The organism is Bradyrhizobium semiaridum, from assembly GCF_020329505.1.
In the GTDB taxonomy this organism is placed as follows: domain Bacteria; phylum Pseudomonadota; class Alphaproteobacteria; order Rhizobiales; family Xanthobacteraceae; genus Bradyrhizobium; species Bradyrhizobium semiaridum.
On record NZ_JAGKJJ010000022.1, the window covers coordinates 1 to 19973 of the forward strand.

Annotated in this window: 18 protein-coding genes; 13 read left to right on the forward strand and 5 right to left on the reverse strand. The window is 64.8% G+C overall.

The window, feature by feature from the left end; translation table 11 throughout:
• Nucleotides 1–1465: 3-hydroxyacyl-CoA dehydrogenase NAD-binding domain-containing protein (locus J6500_RS22845; RefSeq protein ID WP_225714949.1), on the reverse strand; the 1465-nt coding region annotated here is incomplete at its 3' end.
• Nucleotides 1466–1649: 184 nt separating this feature from the next.
• Between J6500_RS22845 and J6500_RS22850 the strand changes: the two genes are divergently transcribed.
• The 10 genes from J6500_RS22850 to J6500_RS22895 all read left to right on the forward strand — a co-directional run bounded on the left by J6500_RS22850 (nt 1650) and on the right by J6500_RS22895 (nt 12948).
• Nucleotides 1650–2513 carry an IclR family transcriptional regulator gene (locus J6500_RS22850; protein ID WP_225715036.1) on the forward strand — a complete coding sequence of 288 codons (864 nt, stop codon included), beginning with the start codon at nt 1650–1652 and terminating at the stop codon, nt 2511–2513.
• Nucleotides 2514–2585: 72 nt separating this feature from the next.
• Complete coding sequence (locus J6500_RS22855; RefSeq protein ID WP_225714950.1) at nt 2586–3383, forward strand: ABC transporter ATP-binding protein; 798 nt, start codon at nt 2586–2588, stop codon at nt 3381–3383.
• Nucleotides 3380–4093 (forward strand): ABC transporter ATP-binding protein, encoded by a 714-nt coding sequence (locus J6500_RS22860; protein WP_225714951.1) that lies wholly within the window; start codon nt 3380–3382, stop codon nt 4091–4093. The genes J6500_RS22855 and J6500_RS22860 overlap by 4 nt, the downstream gene beginning before the upstream one ends.
• A 12-nt stretch (nt 4094–4105) precedes the next feature.
• Nucleotides 4106–4984, forward strand: a complete 879-nt coding sequence (locus J6500_RS22865; RefSeq protein WP_225714952.1) for a branched-chain amino acid ABC transporter permease — start codon at nt 4106–4108, stop codon at nt 4982–4984.
• Nucleotides 4985–4986: 2 nt separating this feature from the next.
• A complete protein-coding gene (locus J6500_RS22870) occupies nt 4987–6003 on the forward strand; it encodes a branched-chain amino acid ABC transporter permease (RefSeq protein ID WP_225714953.1) in 1017 nt (338 codons plus the stop codon).
• 29 nt (nt 6004–6032) lie between these two features.
• A complete protein-coding gene (locus J6500_RS22875) occupies nt 6033–7262 on the forward strand; it encodes an ABC transporter substrate-binding protein (RefSeq protein WP_225714954.1) in 1230 nt (409 codons plus the stop codon).
• Between the two features lie 121 nt (nt 7263–7383).
• Nucleotides 7384–8610, forward strand: a complete 1227-nt coding sequence (locus J6500_RS22880) for an ABC transporter substrate-binding protein (protein WP_225714955.1) — start codon at nt 7384–7386, stop codon at nt 8608–8610.
• 262 nt (nt 8611–8872) lie between these two features.
• On the forward strand, nt 8873–10099 hold the full coding sequence (locus J6500_RS22885) for an ABC transporter substrate-binding protein (protein WP_225714956.1): 1227 nt from the start codon (nt 8873–8875) through the stop codon (nt 10097–10099).
• A 202-nt stretch (nt 10100–10301) separates the two neighbouring features.
• Complete coding sequence (locus J6500_RS22890; protein WP_225714957.1) at nt 10302–11534, forward strand: ABC transporter substrate-binding protein; 1233 nt, start codon at nt 10302–10304, stop codon at nt 11532–11534.
• A 130-nt stretch (nt 11535–11664) separates the two neighbouring features.
• Nucleotides 11665–12948 carry a glycerate kinase type-2 family protein gene (locus J6500_RS22895; protein WP_225714958.1) on the forward strand — a complete coding sequence of 428 codons (1284 nt, stop codon included), beginning with the start codon at nt 11665–11667 and terminating at the stop codon, nt 12946–12948.
• Nucleotides 12949–13058: 110 nt separating this feature from the next.
• Here the strand turns inward: J6500_RS22895 and J6500_RS22900 are convergent, their stop codons facing one another.
• Nucleotides 13059–13577 carry a MarR family winged helix-turn-helix transcriptional regulator gene (locus J6500_RS22900; protein WP_225714959.1) on the reverse strand — a complete coding sequence of 173 codons (519 nt, stop codon included), beginning with the start codon at nt 13575–13577 and terminating at the stop codon, nt 13059–13061.
• Between the two features lie 181 nt (nt 13578–13758).
• On the opposite strand from J6500_RS22900, the gene J6500_RS22905 reads away from it, so the two are divergent.
• The 3 genes from J6500_RS22905 to J6500_RS22915 are packed head-to-tail and all read left to right on the forward strand — an operon-like array spanning nt 13759 to nt 17302.
• The gene (locus J6500_RS22905; RefSeq protein WP_225714960.1) at nt 13759–14799 is read left to right on the forward strand and encodes a branched-chain amino acid ABC transporter permease; all 1041 of its coding nucleotides are present in this window, start codon (nt 13759–13761) and stop codon (nt 14797–14799) included.
• A gap of 5 nt (nt 14800–14804) precedes the next feature.
• Nucleotides 14805–16574 carry a branched-chain amino acid ABC transporter ATP-binding protein/permease gene (locus J6500_RS22910; RefSeq protein ID WP_225714961.1) on the forward strand — a complete coding sequence of 590 codons (1770 nt, stop codon included), beginning with the start codon at nt 14805–14807 and terminating at the stop codon, nt 16572–16574.
• On the forward strand, nt 16571–17302 hold the full coding sequence (locus J6500_RS22915; RefSeq protein ID WP_225714962.1) for an ABC transporter ATP-binding protein: 732 nt from the start codon (nt 16571–16573) through the stop codon (nt 17300–17302). Before J6500_RS22910 ends, J6500_RS22915 begins: the two co-directional genes overlap by 4 nt.
• Nucleotides 17303–17423: 121 nt before the next feature.
• Here the strand turns inward: J6500_RS22915 and J6500_RS22920 are convergent, their stop codons facing one another.
• The 3 genes from J6500_RS22920 to J6500_RS22930 all read right to left on the reverse strand — a co-directional run bounded on the left by J6500_RS22920 (nt 17424) and on the right by J6500_RS22930 (nt 19968).
• Nucleotides 17424–18575 carry an ABC transporter substrate-binding protein gene (locus J6500_RS22920; RefSeq protein ID WP_225714963.1) on the reverse strand — a complete coding sequence of 384 codons (1152 nt, stop codon included), beginning with the start codon at nt 18573–18575 and terminating at the stop codon, nt 17424–17426.
• Between the two features lie 106 nt (nt 18576–18681).
• Nucleotides 18682–19101 carry an acyl-CoA thioesterase gene (locus J6500_RS22925; protein WP_225714964.1) on the reverse strand — a complete coding sequence of 140 codons (420 nt, stop codon included), beginning with the start codon at nt 19099–19101 and terminating at the stop codon, nt 18682–18684.
• A gap of 105 nt (nt 19102–19206) precedes the next feature.
• On the reverse strand, nt 19207–19968 hold the full coding sequence (locus tag J6500_RS22930; protein ID WP_225714965.1) for an SDR family NAD(P)-dependent oxidoreductase: 762 nt from the start codon (nt 19966–19968) through the stop codon (nt 19207–19209).
• Between the last annotated feature and the right edge of the window lie 5 nt (nt 19969–19973).

Genomic DNA, 19973 nt, shown 5'->3' on the forward strand with positions numbered 1-19973 from the left:
CGCGCTGCGCCAGCATGCGGTTGCCGACGAAACCGTCGCAGACGCCGACCACCGCCGGCACCTTGGCGATCTTGCGCGCGATCGACACCGCGGTGACCAGCGCGTCCGGCGCGGTCTTGTCGGCGCGCACGATCTCGCACAGCTTCATGACGTTGGCCGGCGAGAAGAAGTGCATGCCGAGCACGTCCTGCGGACGGTTGGTCGCCTTCGCGATCTCGTCGATGTTGAGATAGGAGGTATTGGAGGCGAGCACCGCACCGGGCTTGGCGTATTGATCGAGCTTGCCGAACACTTCCTTCTTCACCGCCATGGTCTCGAAGACGGCTTCGATGACGAGATCGGCGTCACCGACGTTCTCGATGCCGACGACGCCGTTGATCAGCGCCATGCGCTTGGCCGGCGCATCCGCCGGGATGCCGCCGCGCGCCGCGGTGGCCTCGTAGTTCTTCTGCATGATGCCCATGCCGCGCTTCAGCTGCTCCTCGCCGGTCTCGATCAGCGTGACCGGGATGCCGGCATTGGCGAACGACATCGCGATGCCGCCGCCCATGGTGCCGGCGCCGAGGATGGCGACGCGCGCGACATTGCGCGGCTTGGTGCCCTCGGGCACGCCGGCGATCTTGTTGGCCTCGCGCTCGGCGAAGAAGGCGTAGCGCTGCGCCTTGGACTGCTCGCCGTTCACCAGCTTGAGGAAGCCTTCGCGCTCCTTCTTCAGCCCCTCGTCGAACGGGAGGTCGATCGCGGCGCCGACTGCGTCGGCGGCGGCGAACGGCGCCTCGAGGCCGCGCGCCTTCTTGGTCAGCGCAGCGACCGCATTGGTGAAGATGGAACGATCGGCCTTGGCCGCCGCAAGCTTGCTGTCGTCGTCGCGCAGCCGGCGCAGCGGGCGCTTCTCGGCCACGACCTTGCGGGCGAAGGCGATGCCGCCTTCCGCGGGCCCCTCCACGATTTCCTCGATCAGGCCGGCCTTGAGCGCCTCCGACGCACCGATCGGATCGCCGCCGACGATCATCTTGACCGCAAGCTCAGGTCCGACCGCGCGCGGCAGCCGCTGGGTGCCGCCGGCGCCCGGCAGCAGGCCGAGCTTCACCTCGGGCAGGCCGAGCCGCGCGTCCTTGACGGCGACCCGGTAATGGCATGCCAGCGCGACCTCGAGGCCGCCGCCGAGCGCGGTGCCGTGAATGGCGGCGACGATCGGCTTCGGCGAGTCGTCCATCAGCGTCAGCACGTCGCCGAGACCGGGCGGCTTCGGCGGCTTACCGAATTCGGTGATGTCGGCGCCGGCGATGAAGGTGCGGCCGCCGCAGGTCAGCACGATGCCCTGCACCTGCGGATCGTCGATCGCGCTCTTCACGCAATCGAAGATGCCGCCGCGCACCGCTGCGCTCAGCGCATTCACAGGGGGGCTGTTAACCGTGATGACGGCAATGTTGTCACGACGCTCGAGCTTGACGACTTCACTCACCGGGACTCTCCCTGGATGCTTTGTTCTTGAACTTGTGTTGAGTAGCTGCGCGACTTGCGTCGAGACGCTACATTTCCCGCTGCTTCATACTAATTTCGCACTGCGAAATTAAATTCCACATCTTGACAGCGAGGGTTATTTTGAAGCACGTGCGTTGTCAACGAGCATGACAAAGCGGCAGGGAATGAAACGTCCAGTTAAGAAGGCAGCGACCGATCGTAATTTCGTCGTCGCGCTTTCCCGCGGCCTCGATGTGCTGCGCGCATTCCAGCCCAATGACGGGCTGCTCGGCAATCAGGAAATCGCGGCCCGCACCAAATTACCGAAGCCGACCATATCCCGCCTGACCTACACGTTGACCAAGCTGGGATACCTTACACCTGTTCCAAGGTTCGAGAAGTACCAGTTGGCGCCGTCGGCGATGGCGCTGGGGTATGCGGCGCTCGCCAATCTCGGCGTTCGGCATTTGTCCGAGCCGTATCGAGAAGAAGTGATGCGCGCGACCGGCGGCGCGGTCGCGATCGGCGGCCGCGACCGTCACAGCATGATCTATTTCGGGCAGAGCCGGAACGGCCTTGCGCTCGGCGTGCAACTCGACGTCGGCTCGCGGGTGCCGATCGCAACCACGGCGATGGGACGTGCCTATATTTGGGCATTGCCGCCCGACGAACGCGCCGCTTTACTGCGCGAGCTGCGCGATCACTACGGCAGCCGCTGGGCCAAGATGCGCGACGGCATCGAGCGTTCCGGCGAGACGGTAGCGAAGCATGGCTTCGCGATGTCCGCCGGCGACTGGCAGGACGATGTTGCCGCGGTCGGCGTCGCCTTGAAGCTGAACGACGGAACTGGTCCCTATGCCTTCAACTGCGGAGCCCCGGCATTCCGCTTCACGGAAGACCGATTGCTCAACGACATTGGACCTCGCCTTGTCGCGATGGTAAGGAACATTGAGCTGGCGCTTGGTGGGATGGCGCCGCAATCCAAAAAAGAAGACGGCAAGAAGTCCAGAGTAGGAGGGAAAGTTGCACGTTTGGCCGAGGGGATCTGACAGCCGCCATCATGACCGGCGATGCACATCGCAAGGTCGCTCGCACCGCGTGACGATGGCGGGCGAGACGAGATGACGCAGGCACAGCTCGCGCAGGGGAATAATCCCCTGCTCGCGGTTCGCGACGTCAGCGTCGTGTTCGGCGGCATCATCGCGCTCAATGGCGTGTCGTTCGACATGCGCAGCGGAAACATCCTCGGCCTGATCGGACCGAACGGCGCCGGCAAGACCACGCTGTTCAACTGCCTGTCGCGGCTCTACCAGCCCTCCTCCGGCGACATCCTGATGGAAGGCAAGAGCATACTGTCGCGCCCGCCGCACCGGATCGCGGAGATCGGCATCGGCCGCACCTTCCAGAACGTCGCGCTGTTTCCCAATCTGTCTGTCATCGACAATGTCCGCGTCGGCGCGCATGCGCGCACCTCGAGCGACATCGTCAGCGACTCGCTGAAGCTCGCCTGGGTCCGCCGCGGCGAAGCCGACATGAACAAGAAGGTGCACGAGATCCTCGCTTATCTCGACCTCGAGAGTGTCGCGCACACCGTGGTCTCCGGCCTGCCGTTCGGCACCCAGAAGCGCGTCGAGCTAGGGCGCGCCTTGGCCGCGGATCCGAAGATCCTGCTGCTCGACGAGCCGGCCGGCGGCCTCAACCACGAGGAAGTCTACGTGCTCGGCGACCTGATCCGCAAAATCCGCGACGAGCGCAAGATCACCGTGCTGCTGGTCGAGCATCACATGGGACTCGTGATGTCGATCGCCGACCACGTCGTCGCGCTCAACTTCGGCCGCAAGCTCGCCGAGGGCACGCCGGCCCAGGTCCAGGCCGACCCGGATGTGATCAAGGCCTATCTGGGGAGCAAGGACCAATGACCGCGATGCTCAACGTCAAGGACCTGCGCGCCTATTACGGCCAGGTCCAGGCCCTGCACGGCCTCACCTTCTCGCTCAACGAGGGTTCGCTGACCACGCTGCTCGGCGCCAACGGCGCCGGCAAGACCACCACGCTGCGCGCGATCTGCAACATGGTGCGCTCGACCGGCGCGATCGAGTTCGAGGGCAAGCCGATCGGCGCCCGTTCCACCGAGAACGTGGTCCGCCTCGGCATCGCCCATGTGCCGCAGGGCCGCGGCACCTTCACCAACATGACGGTGGAGGAGAATTTGCAGCTCGGCGCCATCAGCCGATCCGACAAGAAGGCCATCGTCGCCGACATCGAGCGGATGTACGAGCACTTCCCGGTGCTGAAGCAGCGCTACACCCAGCAGGCCGGCACGCTGTCCGGCGGCGAGCAGCAGATGCTCGCGGTGGCGCGCGCGCTGATGCTGCGGCCGCGGCTGATGCTGCTCGACGAGCCGTCGTTTGGCCTCGCGCCGCTGATCGTGCGCGACCTGTTCCGCATCCTCGGCAAGATCAATCGCGAGGAGAAGGTGACCATCCTGGTGGTCGAGCAGAACGCCCAGCTGGCGCTCGAGCTCGCCGACCAGGCCTATGTGATCGAAACCGGACGGATCGTGATGTCGGGCAATGCCAAGGACATCGCGAACAACGAAGACGTCCGCAAATCCTATCTCGGCTACTGAGGAGCAGGCACCATGGAGCTTTTTGCCAACCAGGTCCTGGCCGGCATCGCGACCGGCGCGATCTACGCCTGCATGGCGCTCGCCGTGGTCATGATCTATCAGGCGATCGACCATCTCAATTTCGCCCAGGGCGAAATGGCGATGTTCTCGACCTTCATCTCCTGGCAGCTGATGCAGTGGGGCGTGCCGTACTGGGGCGCCTTCGTGCTGACCGTGGCGTTCTCCTTCGCGGCCGGCATCGTGATCGAGCGGCTGCTGTTCAAGCCGCTCGCCAAGGCGCCGGTACTGACCAACGTCGCCGGCTTCATCGCGCTCTACGCCATCATCAACTCGGTGGCCGGCCTGATCTGGGACTTCACCATCAAGCAGTATCCGACGCCGTTCGGCTCCTCGCCGTTCCTCGGCAGCCAGCTGATCTCGACCCACCAAGCCGGCATGATCGGCATCACCCTGTTGATGCTGGTGCTGCTGTTCTTCTTCTTCCGCTTCACGCGGGTCGGCCTTGCGATGCGTGCGGCGGCCTCGCTGCCTGAATCGGCCCGGCTGGTCGGCATCAACACCTCGTGGATGATCGCGCTCGGCTGGGGCATGGCGGCCGCGATCGGCTCGATCGCCGGCATGATGATCGCTCCCGTCGTGTTCCTCGAACCCAACATGATGCTCGGCGTGCTGATCTACGGCTTTGCCGCCGCGGTGCTCGGCGGCCTCTCCAGCCCGTTCGGCGCGGTGGTCGGCGGCTTCCTGGTCGGCATCTTCGAGAACCTCGTCGGCACCTACATCCCCGGCGTCGGCAATGAGCTGAAACTTCCGATCGCGCTCGCGCTGATCGTCACCGTCCTGGTCGTCAAACCGGCAGGCCTGTTCGGCCGGGCCATCGTCAAGCGAGTTTGATCATGAGCGCCGCTGAAGAAGTCGTCACAGAAGCCCCGGCCGTCGAGGCCGTTCCCAAGCGTGCCATGACGCTCGGCTATGGCACCTCGCTCGCGGTGCTGGCCGCGCTGATCCTGATCCCGCTGTTCGTCAAGAACTTCATCATCTTCCAGATGACGATGTTGCTGATCTACGGCCTTGCTGTGCTGGCACTCAACATCCTGACCGGCGGCAGCGGCCAGTTCTCGCTCGGCCAGAGCGCGTTCTACGCGGTCGGCGCCTATACGTCGGCGATCCTGATGGAGCATGCGGGCATGAACTACGCCCTCACGCTGCCGATCGCCGGCCTCATCTGCTTCGGCTTCGGCTTCCTGTTCGGCCAGCCTGCGCTGCGGCTGTCCGGCGTTTACCTCGCGCTGGCGACCTTCGCGCTCGCCACCGCGATGCCGCAGTTGCTCAAGCTCGGCTATTTCGAGCACTGGACCGGCGGCGTGCAAGGCCTCGTCGTCACCAAGCCGGATGCGCCGTTCGGCCTGCCGATGGGGCAGGACATGTGGCTGTACTACTTCACGCTGGCGGTTTCGATCGCGATCTACGTCGCCTCGGTGAACCTGCTGCGCTCGCGATCCGGCCGCGCCTTCATGGCGATCCGCGACAACGAGATCGCGGCGTCCGCGATGGGCGTCGACGTCGCGCTGTACAAGACGCTGGCGTTCGGCGTCTCGGCCGGCATCACCGGCGTCGCCGGCGGCCTCGGCGCCATCGCCGTGCAGTTCGTCGCGCCCGACGGCTACACCATCACGCTCGCGATCTCGCTGTTCCTCGGCATGGTCGTCGGCGGCGTCGGCTGGCTGCCCGGCTCGATCGTCGGCTCGGCCTTCATCATCTTCGTGCCGAACATCGCCGAAAGCATTTCCAAGGGCCTCTCCGGCGCGGTGTTCGGCGTGCTCCTGTTCCTCGTCATCTTCCTCGTGCCGCATGGCGCCAGGCAGGTCGCGATCGTTGCCCAGCAGCTGATCGCAAAGCTCAAGAAGAACTGAGATTAGATAGAACAAAACCAGGAGACATTATGCTTTTGACTGTACGGATCGCCGCGATTTCCGCGGCGATCGTCGCTGTTGCTGCGACGTCGTCTGCCGCGCTCGCCCAGAAGAAGTACGACACCGGCGCGAGCGATACCGAGATCAAGATCGGCAACATCATGCCGTATTCGGGCCCGGCATCCGCCTACGGCGTGATCGGCAAGACCGAAGAAGCCTATTTCAGGATGATCAACGATCAGGGCGGCATCAACGGCCGCAAGGTCAACTTCGTCAGCTATGACGACGCCTACTCCCCGCCCAAGGCGGTCGAGCAGGTGCGCAAGCTGGTCGAGAGCGACGAGGTGCTGGCGGTCTTCAACCCGCTCGGCACGCCCTCGAACACCGCGATCCAGAAATACCTGAACTCCAAGAAGATCCCGCAGCTGTTCGTTGCTACCGGCGCCACCAAGTGGAACGATCCGAAGAACTTCCCGTGGACCATCGGCTGGCAGCCGAGCTACCAGAGCGAAGCGCAAATCTACGCCAAGTGGCTGATGAAGGAGAAGCCCGACGCCAAGATCGCGATCCTCTATCAGAACGACGATTTCGGCAAAGACTACCTCAAGGGCACCAAGGACGGCTTCGGCGCCAAGGCTTCCTCCGCCATCATCATGGAAGAGAGCTATGAGGTGTCCGAGCCCTCGATCGACGGCCACATCGTCAAGATCAAGGCCGCCAATCCGGACGTGCTGTTGATCTACACCACGCCGAAGTTCGGCGCGCAGACCATCAAGAAGACCGCCGAGCTCGGCTGGAAGCCGCTGCAGATCATCACCAACGTGTCGATCTCGGTCGGCAGCGTGATGCAGCCGGCCGGCTTCGACAACGCCCAGAACGTGCTCTCGGCCGCCTATGCCAAGGACGGTTCCGACCCGCAATGGGCCAACGATCCCGGCATGAAGAAGTGGAATGCGTTCCTCGACAAGTACATGCCTGGTGTCGACAAGACCGACAACGGCGTCGTCTACGGCTACGGCGCGGCCCAGACCCTGGCCAAGGTGCTCGAAATGTGCGGCGACGACCTCACCCGCGCCAACGTCATGAAGCAGGCGGCGAGCCTGAAGGATTTTGCGCCGGACACGCTGCTGCCCGGCGTCAAGATCAACACCTCGGCCACCGACTTCGCCCCGATCGCGCAGCTGCAGATGCAGCGCTTCAAGGGCCAGAAATGGGAGCTGTTCGGCGAGATCATCTCGGGCGACGTCCCGTCCGAGTAACGCTGCACTGCGGAAACAAGAACGGCCTCGCCTCCGCGACCAATGTCGCGGGGGCTTTTTGTTGACGCTTGGTGCCGATCGTATTGAATACGCGCACCAAGAAACACGAGGTGGGGAAACCATGATTGCGGCACGCCAGTTGCTGACCGCGCTCTCGTCGGCGCTCGTGATATCAGCGGCGACCTGCACCGTCGCGATGGCCCAGAAAGCCTACGACGCCGGCGCCAGCGACACCGAGATCCGGATCGGCAACATCATGCCCTACAGCGGTCCCGCCTCGGCCTATGGCGTGATCGGCCGGACCGAGGCCGCCTATTTCAAGATGCTCAACGAGCAGGGCGGCATCAACGGCCGCAAGGTCACCTTCATCTCCTATGACGACGGCTATTCGCCGGCGAAGACGGTGGAGCAGGCCCGCAAGCTGGTCGAGAGCGACAACGTGCTGCTGATCTTCAATTCGCTCGGCACCTCGACCAACGCCGCGATCCGCAAATACATGAACGAGAAGCAGGTGCCGCAGCTGTTCGTCGCCTCCGGCTCCTCGAAATGGAACGATCCCAAGGACTATCCATGGACCATGGGCTGGCAGCCGTCCTACCAGGACGAGGCACGCGTCTACGCGAAATACATCATGAAGCACAAGCCGGATGCCAAGGTCGGCGTGCTCTACCAGAATGATGATTTCGGCAAGGACTACCTGAAGGGGCTGAAAGCCGCCTTTGCCGATAAGGCGGTTATGATCGTCGCCGAGGAAGCCTACGAGACTAGCGAGCCCACCATCGACAATCGCATCGTCAAGCTGAAGGCCTCCGGCGCCGACACTCTCATCAGCATCACCACGCCGAAATTTGCCGCGCAGGCAATCAAGAAGGCGGCCGAGATCGCCTGGACGCCGCTGCAGATCCTCACCGACGTGTCGGCTTCGGTCGGCGGCGTGATGCAGCCGGCCGGCTTCGAGAACTCGCAGGGCGTGCTGTCCGCCGCCTATCTCAAGGATGCCGCCGATCCGCAATGGGACAAGGATCCCGGCATGCAGAAATTCCTGAGCTTCCTCAGGACGCATTACCCCGAAGGCAACCGGTTCGACGGCGCCACCGTGTTCGGTTATGCCGCCGCGCAGACCATGGCGAAGGTGCTGGAGATGTGCGGCGACGACCTCACCCATGCCAATGTCATGAAACAGGCGGCGAGCCTGAAGGACTTTGCTCCCGACACGCTGCTGCCCGGCATCACCATCAACACCTCCCCCACCGATTTCGCACCGATCAAGCAGCTGCAGCTGATGCGCTTCAAGGGCGAGAAGTGGGAGCTGTTCGGCGACATCATGTCGGCCAGCCTCGGCCATTGAGCCGTGCGCCCCGTACAGATACGGGAGACTTGTAAGGGGGACTTGTACACGAGACTTGGCGAAATCTTGAGCAGCCCTGGTCTTTAGCGGCCCTTGGCGGTCCGCCCTGACCCGGTCGACTAAAGATGCAGCCCCTGCAGCGATGCCGCTGGGGCTTTTCATTGAGGCGGGCCAGGTAAAATGATAATCAGAACCGACAACAAAGAGCCTTCGGCACAGAAGGCCGCGACACGTCATCGGCAACAACAGGGAGAGAAACGTCATGTCCCCGACACGACAACTTGCGGTCGTTGCGGCCGCGTTCGCGCTCGTCACCGCCTCGGGCAGTGCGGCGCTGGCCCAGAAGAAATACGACACCGGCGCCACCGACACCGAGATCAAGATCGGCAACATCATGCCCTACAGCGGTCCCGCCTCCGCCTACGGCGTGATCGGCCGTACTGAGGCCGCCTATTTCAAGATGATCAACGATCAGGGCGGCATCAACGGCCGCAAGATCAACTTCATCTCCTATGACGACAATTATTCGCCACCGAAGACGGTGGAGCAGGCCCGCAAGCTGGTCGAAAGCGACGAGGTGCTGCTGATCTTCAATTCGCTCGGCACGCCGCCGAACTCTGCGATCCAGAAGTACATGAACCAGAAGAAGGTGCCGCAGCTGTTCGTCGCCACCGGCGCCACCAAGTGGAACGACCCGCAGAATTTTCCCTGGACGATGGGCTGGCAGCCCAACTACCAGAGCGAAACCGTCATCTACGCCAAATACATTCTGAAGAATCATCCGAACGCCAAGATCGCGGTGCTCTACCAGAACGACGATTACGGCAAGGATTACCTGAAGGGCCTCAAGGACGGGCTGGGCGCAAAGGCCGCCTCGATGATCGTCGCCGAGGACAGCTACGAGGTCTCCGAGCCGACCATCGATTCCCACATCGTGCGGCTGAAGGCCTCGGGCGCCGACGTCTTCATGAACATCACCACGCCGAAATTCGCGGCGCAGGCGATCAAGAAGAACGCCGAGCTCGGCTGGAAGCCGCTGCACTTCCTCAACAACGTCTCGGGCTCGATCGGCAGCGTGATCAAGCCGGCGGGATTCGAGAACGCGCAGGACATCATCTCCTCGCAATATTTCAAGGATCCGACCGACGCGCAGTGGAAAACCGACAAGGCCATGATCGCGTGGAACGAGTTCCTGGATAAGTACTATCCGGAAGCCAACCGCAGCGACGCCTCCGTGATGTACGCCTACATCGTCTCGCAGGGCCTGGTGCACGTCCTCAAGGCCTGCGGCGACAACCTGACCCGCGAGAACGTCATGAAGCAGGCCGCCAGCATTCGCGACTACGAACCTGCCGGCCTGTTGCCCGGCGTCAAAGTCAACACCTCGGCGACCGATTTCGCACCGCTCTCGCAGTTGCAACTGATCCGCTTCAAGGGCGAGACCTGGGAGCGCTTCGGTGAAGTCCTGAGCGGCGACGTCGGCGGCTGACGCAGACCATCGCCTGGCCGGTTACGGAAGCCCCTGCGGCCACGCCGCAGAGGCTTTTTGTTGGCCATGGCACCGGCGCGTTCGGCGGAGCGGCAATCGCGCCCCGCGCTTACACTTTGGCGGGCGATGGGCTAGTTTGCCGCGCCTGAGATCAAGAAGACATCGATGCCCCTAAGGGGCACGAACGAGGAGTTTCCGGGAAATGCCCACGCCGAACCGACGCCGCATCGCAACCGCCCTGCTCGGCCTCGCCGTCGCCGCAGCGACCGGCAGCAGCGCCTCGGCGCAGAAGAAATACGATACCGGAGCGAGCGACACCGAGATCAAGATCGGCAACATCGTACCCTACAGCGGCCCGGCCTCGGCCTATGGCGTGGTCGGCAAGGCGATGGCCGCCGTGTTCAGGAAGGTCAACGACGAGGGCGGCATCAACGGCCGCAAGATCAATTTCATCTCCTATGACGACGCCTACTCGCCGCCGAAGGCGGTCGAGCAGGCCCGCAAGCTGGTCGAGAGCGACGAGGTGCTGCTGCTGTTCGGCACGCTCGGCACCGCCTCCAATACCGCGATCCAGAAATATCTCAACGCCAAGAAGGTGCCGCAGCTGTTCGTCGCCACCGGCGCCACCAAGTGGAACGACCCGAAGACCTTCCCGTGGACCATGGGCTGGCTGCCCAGCTACCAGAGCGAGTCGCGCATCTACGCCAAATATCTGCTCAAGGAGAAGCCGGCCGCCAAGGTCGCGGTGCTCTACCAGAACGACGACATGGGCAAGGACTATCTCAAGGGCCTCGAAGACGGCTTCGCCAGCGATCCCGCGCGCATCGTCGGCAAGGAGAGCTACGAGGTCGCCGAGCCGACGATCGATTCGCATGTGGTGCGGCTGAAATCCGCCAACCCCGACGTCATCATCTTCTTCACCACGCCGAAGTTCGGCGCGCAGGCGATCAAGAAGCTCGGCGAAATGAGTTGGAAGCCGGTGACCATCGTCTCCAACGTCTCGGCCTCCACCGCGACCGTGATGCGCCCTGCCGGCCTCGACAACGCGCAGGGCGTGATCTCCGCGGCTTATGCCAAGGACGCCAGCGATCCGCAGTGGAAGGATGATGCCGGCATGAAGGCGTTCGACGAGCTGCTCGCCAAATACATGCCCGACACCAACCGCGTCGATTCCTCGGCGATGACCGGCTACAACATGGCCACCACCATGGTCGAGGTGCTGCGCCGCTGCGGCGACGACCTCACCCGCGCCAACGTGATGAAGCAGGCGGCGAGCCTGAAGCAGTTCGCGCAGGGCGGCCTGCTGCCGGGCGTGACGCTGAGCACCGGACCGAGCGACTTCCAGCCGATCGAGCAGCTGCAACTGATGCAGTTCAAGGGCGAGCGCTGGCAGCTGTTCGGCGACGTCATCTCCGCCGAGATCGTCGGCAACTAGGACACTTCAGGTTGGATAGAATAGTGTCGCCGCAGTCTCGCATCGCCTCTCCCGCTTGCGAGGGAGAGGGAATGCAGTCCGTTCGCGACATGCAAACTCGTCGCACTCTGCTTCTCGTGAAAGTACAGCCATGACCGACCGACGTCCTCTGCTGCGTTCAATCTTCGATGCCGCGGTCGCAGCGGCGCATCCCGATGTCGTACTGGCGGCGCGGCTGCGGCCGGTGCCGAAGGGGCGGATCATCTGCCTCGCCGCCGGCAAGGGCGCCGGCGCGATGGCCGCGGCGGCCGAGCGGCACTATCTCGATACGCTCGGCCTCGAGCCGTCGCGGCTGGTCGGCATTGCCACTACCCGCCATGGCCACGGCGTGCCGACCCGGCGCATCAAGGTGGTCGAGGCCGGCCACCCGGTCCCCGACGAAGCCGGCCTGCGCGCCGCCGACGACACGCTGCGGCTCGCCGCCGAAGCGACGCCGGACGATCTCTTGCTGGTGCTGCTGACCGGCGGCGGCTCGGCGAACTGGATCGCGCCGGTGGAGGGCGTGACGTTCGCGCAGAAGCAGCAGGTCAACCGCGCACTGCTGCGCTCCGGCGCGCCGATCGGCGAGATGAACACGGTGCGCAAGCATCTCTCGCGCATCAAGGGCGGCCGGCTGGCCCGCGCCGGCCAGCGCGCCGCCGAGATCGTCACGCTCGCGATCTCGGACGTGCCGCATGACGACCCCTCCGCGATCGCGTCGGGGCCAACCGTGCCTGATCCGACCACGCTGGCGGATGCCCGCGCGCTGGTCGCGAAATACAATCTTTCCATCGACGACGCGGTCCGCCGCGCGCTCGACGATCCCAGCAACGAGAGCTGCAAGCCCGGCGATCCCGCCTTTGCTCACGCGACATTCGATCTGCTGGCGAAGCCGAAGGCCTCGATCGAGGCCGCGGTGAAGGTTGCGCAGGACGCCGGCTACGAGACCATCGCGCTCGGCGCCGATCTCGAAGGCGAGGCCCGCGAGGTCGCCGCCGCGCACGCACGGCTTGCGCTGAAGGCCCGCAGTGAAGGCCGGCGCGTCGCGATTTTGTCCGGCGGCGAGCTCACCGTCACCGTCCGGGGCAACGGCCGCGGCGGCCCGAACCAGGAATACGCACTGGCGCTCGCCGACCTGCTCAAGGACATGCGGGATATTTCGGCAATCGCCGCCGACACCGACGGCGCCGACGGCGGCGCCGGCAGCGCCACCGATCCCGCCGGCGCTATCATCGACCAGGCGACCTTCGCGAAGATGCAGGCGATGAAGCTCGATCCCAGGGCCTATCTGGAGAACAACGACGCCACGGGCTTCTTCGCCCGGACCGGCGATTTGCTGCTGACGGGACCGACGCTGACCAACGTCAACGATGTCAGGGTAATCCTGGTGGATTGATGTCATTTCGGGGCAGCCCGAATGGCTGAGCCCGGAATCCATTCAGCCGCGGAGTTTGCCGCGCAATGGATTCCGGGCTCTCGCTTCGCGAGCCCCGGAAGGACAACGTGTCAAAACTCGTACGCAAGCTTCGCCAGCATCTCCAGCAGCGCGGCGTGGTTGGCGGGGCCGAGCACTTCGATCAGCCGCGCCTCGTGCTTGTTGGCAACCAATTTCTTGGCACGCGCCAGCACCGCGCGGCCCTTCTCGGTCAGGACGAGGATATGCGAGCGGCGGTCGTTGGCCGATCGCATCCGCGCGCAAAGGTCGCGGCTCTCCAGCGCGTCGAGCATGGCGACGAAGTTCGGCCTGAGAATGCCGAGCGTGCTGGCGATCTCGGTCTGGTTGCGGCCTGGATTCTTGTCGAGCAGCAGCAGCACCGAGAACTGCGCCGGCGTCAGCTGCAGCGGCGCGACGCAGCGCAGGAAGTCCTCGAACACCTTGAGCTGCGCGCGCTTCAGCGAATAACCGAGCAATCCGGACAGTTCGCCCAGTTGCAGCATGGCATCGTCCCCGGCAGGATCGCCCGGTTCCCTTCGCAGGGTACGCGGCGATTTGACGGCGTCGGAGGCGGTCTTGGAAACAGTCATCGCTCCAGGCTCGCATTCCCGATACAAAAAGCCCTGCACGACTCTTTGAGGGCCTTGAGATTATATTTGATAATTGTTATCGAGTATATCAAATATCGGCCGCTTTCAACAGCCGATATCGGCCGACCCCACCAGCAAAAACGGTGGCGGCGGTCCGACGCTTGAGGGGGAGCGCTCGGCCTTGAATACAACGATCTTGCTGTTCCTGCTGCAGGATGGCATCACCAATGGCGCGGTCTATGCGCTGCTCGGACTGGCCCTGGTGCTGGTGTTCGCGGTGACGCGGGTGATCCTGATCCCGCAGGGCGAATTCGTCACCTACGGCGCGCTGAGCTACGCGATGCTGGCGACCGGCCAGGTGCCCGGCACGGCACAGCTCGCGGTCGCGATGGGGCTGGCCGCCTTCGGCCTCGACCTGTTCTTCGCCCGCAAGGCGCTGCATGTGCGGCTGGCGCTGCGCTCCGCCGCGCTCAACATCGTGTTCCCGGTCGCGCTGCTCGCCGTCACCTACAAGGTGGCGGGGCCGGCGACGCCGATGGCGGTCAACATCGCGCTGGCGCTCCTGATCGTCGCCGCGATCGGCCTGTTCCTTTACCGCATCGCCTTCCAGCCGATCGCGCACACCTCGGTGCTGGTGCTGTTGATCGCGTCGGTCGGCTGCCATCTTGCGCTGCAGGGCCTTGGCCTCGTGTTCTTCGGCGCCGAAGGCCTGCGCGGCCCGGCCCTGTCGAATGCGGCGGTGACCGCGGGCCCGCTGCGCTTCACCGGCCAGAGCCTCGCGGTGTACGGTCTGACGGTGGCGTTCATCGTCGGGCTCTGGCTGTTCTTCGGCTACACCAGGATGGGCAAGGCGCTGCGCGCCACCGCCGTCAACCGGCTCGGTGCCCGCCTCGTCGGCATCCGCACCACGCTGTCGGGCCAGATCGCGTTCCTGCTCGCCTCCGTGATCGGCGCGATCTCCGGCATCCTGATCGTGCCGATCACGACGCTCTATTACGACACCGGCTTCCTGATCGGCCTGAAGGGTTTCATCGCCGCAATCATCGGCGGCCTCGTCAGCTATCCCCTCACCGCCGTCGCCGCCATCCTGGTCGGCATCGTCGAGGCGTTCTCCTCGTTCTACGCCAGCAATTTCAAGGAAGTCATCGTGTTCACGCTGATCCTCCCCGTGCTGGTGCTGCGTTCGCTCGCGGCGCCCGCCGTCGAAGAAGAGAAGGATTGAGCGCGATGGCGCAGCGGTTTCCTCTCATCGTCTTCGCAGTTGTGATGGCGCTGATCCCGCTGATCCCGGGCGTCCCGCCATTCTGGATCGTGCTGCTCGACAATATCGGCCTCGCCGCGCTGGTCGCGATGGGCCTCGTGCTGCTCACCGGCGTCGGCGGCCTCACCTCATTCGGCCAGGCCGCGTTCTGCGGCTTCGGCGCCTACACCACGGCGGTGCTGACCACCGCCTACGGCGTCTCGCCCTGGCTGACGCTGCCGGCCTCGCTTATGGTCAGTGGCATCGCCGCCGTGCTGCTCGGCATCGTCACGGTGCGATTGTCCGGCCACTATCTGCCGCTCGGCACCATCGCCTGGGGTATCGGGCTGTTCTATCTGTTCAGCAAGCTCGAATTCCTCGGCCGCAATGACGGCATCTCCGGCATCCCGCCGCTCTCGATCGGCTCGTTCAGGATGCTGAGCCCGGACACGATCTATTACGCGATCTGGATCGCTGTGCTGCTGTCGGCGCTGCTCACCATGAACCTCCTGGATTCCCGCACCGGCCGCGCCATCCGCGCCCTGCGTCGCGGCCATATCGCGGCCGAAGCGTTCGGCGTGCAGACGCCGCGCGCCAAGCTGCTGGTGTTCATCTATGCCGCCGTGCTGGCCGGCCTGTCCGGCTGGCTCTACGCCCACTTCCAGCGCGCCGCCAACCCGACGCCGTTCGGCGCCCAGGCCGGCATCGAGTATCTGTTCATCGCCGTGGTCGGCGGTGCCGGCTATGTCTGGGGCGCGGTGCTTGGCGCGGGGATCGTCGTGGTCCTCAAGGAAGTGCTGCAGAGCTACCTGCCCTACATCTTCGGCGGCCAGAGCCAGCTCGAGACCATCGTGTTCGGCATCATGCTGGTGCTCCTGCTGCAACTGGCGCCATCAGGCGTCTGGCCGTGGCTGATGTCGCTGCTGCCGTTCAAGCCCGCCCGCAGGACGCCTGATACGTCGCTGCAACTCCAGCATCCCGCACGGGCATCAGGGTCGTCCCCGGTGCTGCTCAAGATCGAGAAGGCGCGCAAGCAGTTCGGGGGCGTCACCGCGGTCAACGACGTCTCGTTCGACGTCAATGCGCGCGAGATCGTGGCGCTGATCGGTCCGAACGGCGCCGGCAAGAGCACGACCTTCAACCTGATCACCGGCGTGCTCACCGCGACTAGCGGCAAGATCTCGGTGCTCGGCAAGGAGGTCGAGAACGCGCCGCCGCAGGAGGTGGTTAAGCTCGGCGTCAGCAGGACGTTTCAGCACGTCAAGCTGGTGCCCGACATGACCGTGCTCGAGAACGTCGCGATCGGCGCCCATCTGCGCGGCTCGTCGGGTGCGATCTCCAGCATGCTGCGGCTCGACCGCGCCGAGGAAGCGCGTTTGCTGGCGGAAGCGGCGCGGCAGATCGCGCGCGTCGGCCTGTCGGACCAGATCGACCAGCTCGCCGGCTCGCTCTCGCTGGGCCAGCAGCGCATCGTCGAAATCGCCCGCGCGCTGTGCGTCGACCCTCAGCTGCTGCTGCTCGACGAACCGGCCGCCGGCCTGCGCCACATGGAGAAGCAGCGGCTCGCCGCGCTGCTGCGGCAGCTGCGCGACGGCGGCATGTCGGTGCTGCTGGTCGAGCACGACATGGGCTTCGTGATGGATCTCGCCGACCGCATCGTGGTGCTCGACTTCGGCACCAAGATCGCGGAGGGCACTCCGGCCGCGATCAAGCGCAACCCCGACGTCATCAAGGCCTATCTCGGAGCCGCCGCATGAGCGCGCTGTTGTCGGTCGCCGACGTCCACATCTCCTACGGCAAGGTCGAGGCCGTGCGCGGCGTGTCGCTCGAGGTCGCCACCAACGAGATCGTCACCATCATCGGCGCCAACGGTGCCGGCAAGACCACGCTGCTCAACGCCATCATGGGCGTGCTGCCGCTGAAGGGCCGCACCAGCTTTGCCGGCACCGACATGGCGCCGCTCGATATCGAGGACCGCGTCGCCACCGGGCTCAGCCTGGTGCCTGAACATCGCGAGCTGTTCGGCACCATGAATGTCGAGGACAATCTCGAGCTCGGCGCATTCCGGATCGCGAAGTCTGTCGCGGCGAACTCGCTGGAGCGAGTTTACGCACTGTTTCCGCGGCTGAAGGAGCGGCGCAAGCAGCTCGCCGGCACGCTCTCCGGCGGCGAGCAGCAGATGCTGGCGATGGGCCGCGCGCTAATGGGCGCGCCAAAACTGCTGATGCTGGACGAGCCGAGCCTCGGCCTCGCCCCGATCATCGTCGCCGACATCTTCCGCACCGTCGGCGAACTCCGCGCCGCCGGTGTCTCGGTGCTGCTGGTCGAGCAGAACGCGCAGGCCGCGCTGCAGATCGCCGATCGCGCCTATGTGATGGAGCTCGGCGAGTTCGTGCTCGAAGGCTCGGCGAAGGATATTGCCTCCAACAAGCGCGTCGCGGCGAGCTATCTCGGCTTCCAGCACGAGGGCGAGAGCGCGGTTTGAGCTATTGAAGCTCGGACGCCGATAGACGGTCACCCCACCCCGCTTCACATCGCGCACGCGATGCGAAGCGACCCTCCCCCTCCAGGGAAGGGTCGAAAGATTCGCAATTCCGGCGAACGCCTCAATTCGCCGGGACGTACTTGCCGTTCTTGACCGTCAGCAGGATGCGCGAGCGCTCGTCGAGGCCGTAGCGGTCTTTTTCGGTCCAGTTGTAGACGCCTTGGGTGGCGACGATTTCCTTTTCCGTGATGAAGGCCTGGCGGATCGCCTCGCGGAATTCCGGGGTGCCGGGCTTGGCGGTCTTCAGCGCGGTCGGGATGACGCGCTTCATTACCTCGAACGCGTCGTAGGAATGGCCGGCGAACTGGCTGCGGCTGTTGGCGCCGTACTTGGCTTCATAGGCGGTGTTCAGCGCGAGGCCCGGCTTCTTGGTCAGCGCGGTGTCCGGCTGGGTCTCCGGCGACATCACCGGGCCCGAGGCCATGATGACGCCCTCCGCGGCCGCGCCGGCGATGCGGATGAAGTCCATGCTGGCGGCGCCGTGGGTCTGGTAGATCAGACCCTTATAGCCGCGCTCGCGCAGCGCGGTCTGCGGCAGTGCGGCGGCGGTACCGGAGGCGCCGACCAGGATGGCGTCGGGATTGGCGGCGACCAGCTTGAGCACCTGGCCCGCGACCGAGGTATCGGGACGCGCATAACGCTCCTCGTCGACCATGGTGAGGCCCATCGGCACCGCCTGCGCCTTGAAGTCGTTGACCCAGAGGTCGCCGTAGGAATCCGAATAGCCGATATAGCCGACGGTCTTGATGTTGTGCGCCTTCATGTGATCGTACAGCACCTTGCCCATGATCGGGATCGACTGCGGCAGGTCGACCGACCACTTCATGCGCGCTTCGTTGATCGGAAACGGCGCCAGGCCGAAATGCGGAATGCCGGCTTCGTTGGCGACGGTCGACACCGCGATCGTCGGCGGCGTGGTGCAGGAGCCCATGATGATATCGGCCTTGGACTCGGTGACGAAGCGCCGCGCGTTGGTGGTCGCCGCGGTCGGATCGCCGCCGTCATCGAGCACGATCAGCTTCAGTGGCACGCCGCCGATTTCCTTCGGCACGAAATCGAGCGCGTTGCGCTCGGGAATGCCGAGCGCCGCGGCCGGCCCGGTGGTCGAGATCGAGATACCGATGGTGATCTCGTTGGTCTGCGCCCGAACCGGCGAAGCTGCGAGCGCCGTGATCGCCGTGAGCGCCGCTGCGGCAAAATAGGCCTTCTTCATTCATTCCTCCCTGCGGATAAGTTTTTTCGGTTTAAACCGGTTCTATGGGCCAATTCAGCCCCTTCTTTAGGTCATGAGCGGCTGCAAGTCGCCCATGATGAACACGTCAGCTACTCGTGAAGCGATCGACCATCTCCGGCGGAAATGGTGCCGATTTCAACTTGTCGGGATCGTCGGGATGGCGGCCGACCAGCACCCGTGTCTCGAAGGCCTCGATGGCAAGCCGCTCGCCCTTGAACACGCGATGCGTCACCTCGAAGCTCGAGCGCTTGATGCTCTCGATCCGCGTCTCGATGGTAATCCAGTCGCCATGGGTCGACGGGATGTGGAATTTCGCCCGCGTGTCGACCATGGGAATGCCGACCAGGCCGTATTTGTGCACGAGGTCCTGCTTCGAGAAGCCGGCAGCTTCGAACATGATCGATGTCGAGTCGTCGAACATCGCGAAGTAGCGCGGATAGTAGACGATGTTGGCGGGATCGCAGTCGCCCCACTGGATCTGCACGTCGCGGCGATTGACGAACATGATTGACCTCGATCAGGATGCGATCTCAAAGATCGCACGATGACGCCTCTTTGTCTTGAGCATGATCTTGTCGGAAAACCGCTTCGCACTTTTCCGGATCATGCTCTAGCGCGGCGCCATTCGAAGCGCGGCATCGAGCCGCACCACTTCGCCGTTCAGATAGGGATTGTCGATCATGTGCAGCGCCAGCGAGGCGAACTCGTCGGCCTGGCCGAGCCGGCGCGGGAACGGAATCGCGGCGGCGAGCGAGTCCTGCGCCTCCTGCGGCAAGCCCGCGAGCAGCGGCGTCATGAACAGGCCCGGCGCGATAGTCAGCACGCGGATGCCGAACTGCGCGAGCTCGCGCGCGATCGGCAGCGTCATCGCGACGATGCCGCCCTTCGAGGCCGAATAGGCCGCCTGCCCAATCTGGCCGTCATAGGCCGCGACCGAGGCGGTGCAGATCACGACGCCGCGCTCGCCGGTCGCCAGCGGCTCCAGCTTCGACATGTCTGCGGTCGCAAGCCGCAGCATGTTGAAGGAACCGATCAGGTTGACCTTGATCACCTTGTCGAAATCGGCGAGCGCCATCGGCCCCTCGCGGCCGATCACGCGCTTGGCGACGCCGATGCCGGCGCAGTTCACCAGCACGCGCGCCGGGCCGTGCGCCTTGGCGGCCTGCGCGACCGCGGCTTCCGCGGCGGCGGCATCGGCGACGTCGCAGACCAGCGCAATGCCACCGATCTCGGCCGCGACGGTTTCGGCGAGCTTGGCGTTGAGGTCGCAGACCGCAACCCTGGCGCCCTGCGCGGCCAGCAGGCGCGCGGTGGCGGCGCCCAATCCCGATGCACCTCCGGTGACGATGGCGGCCTGGTCCTTCAACTGCATGGCGT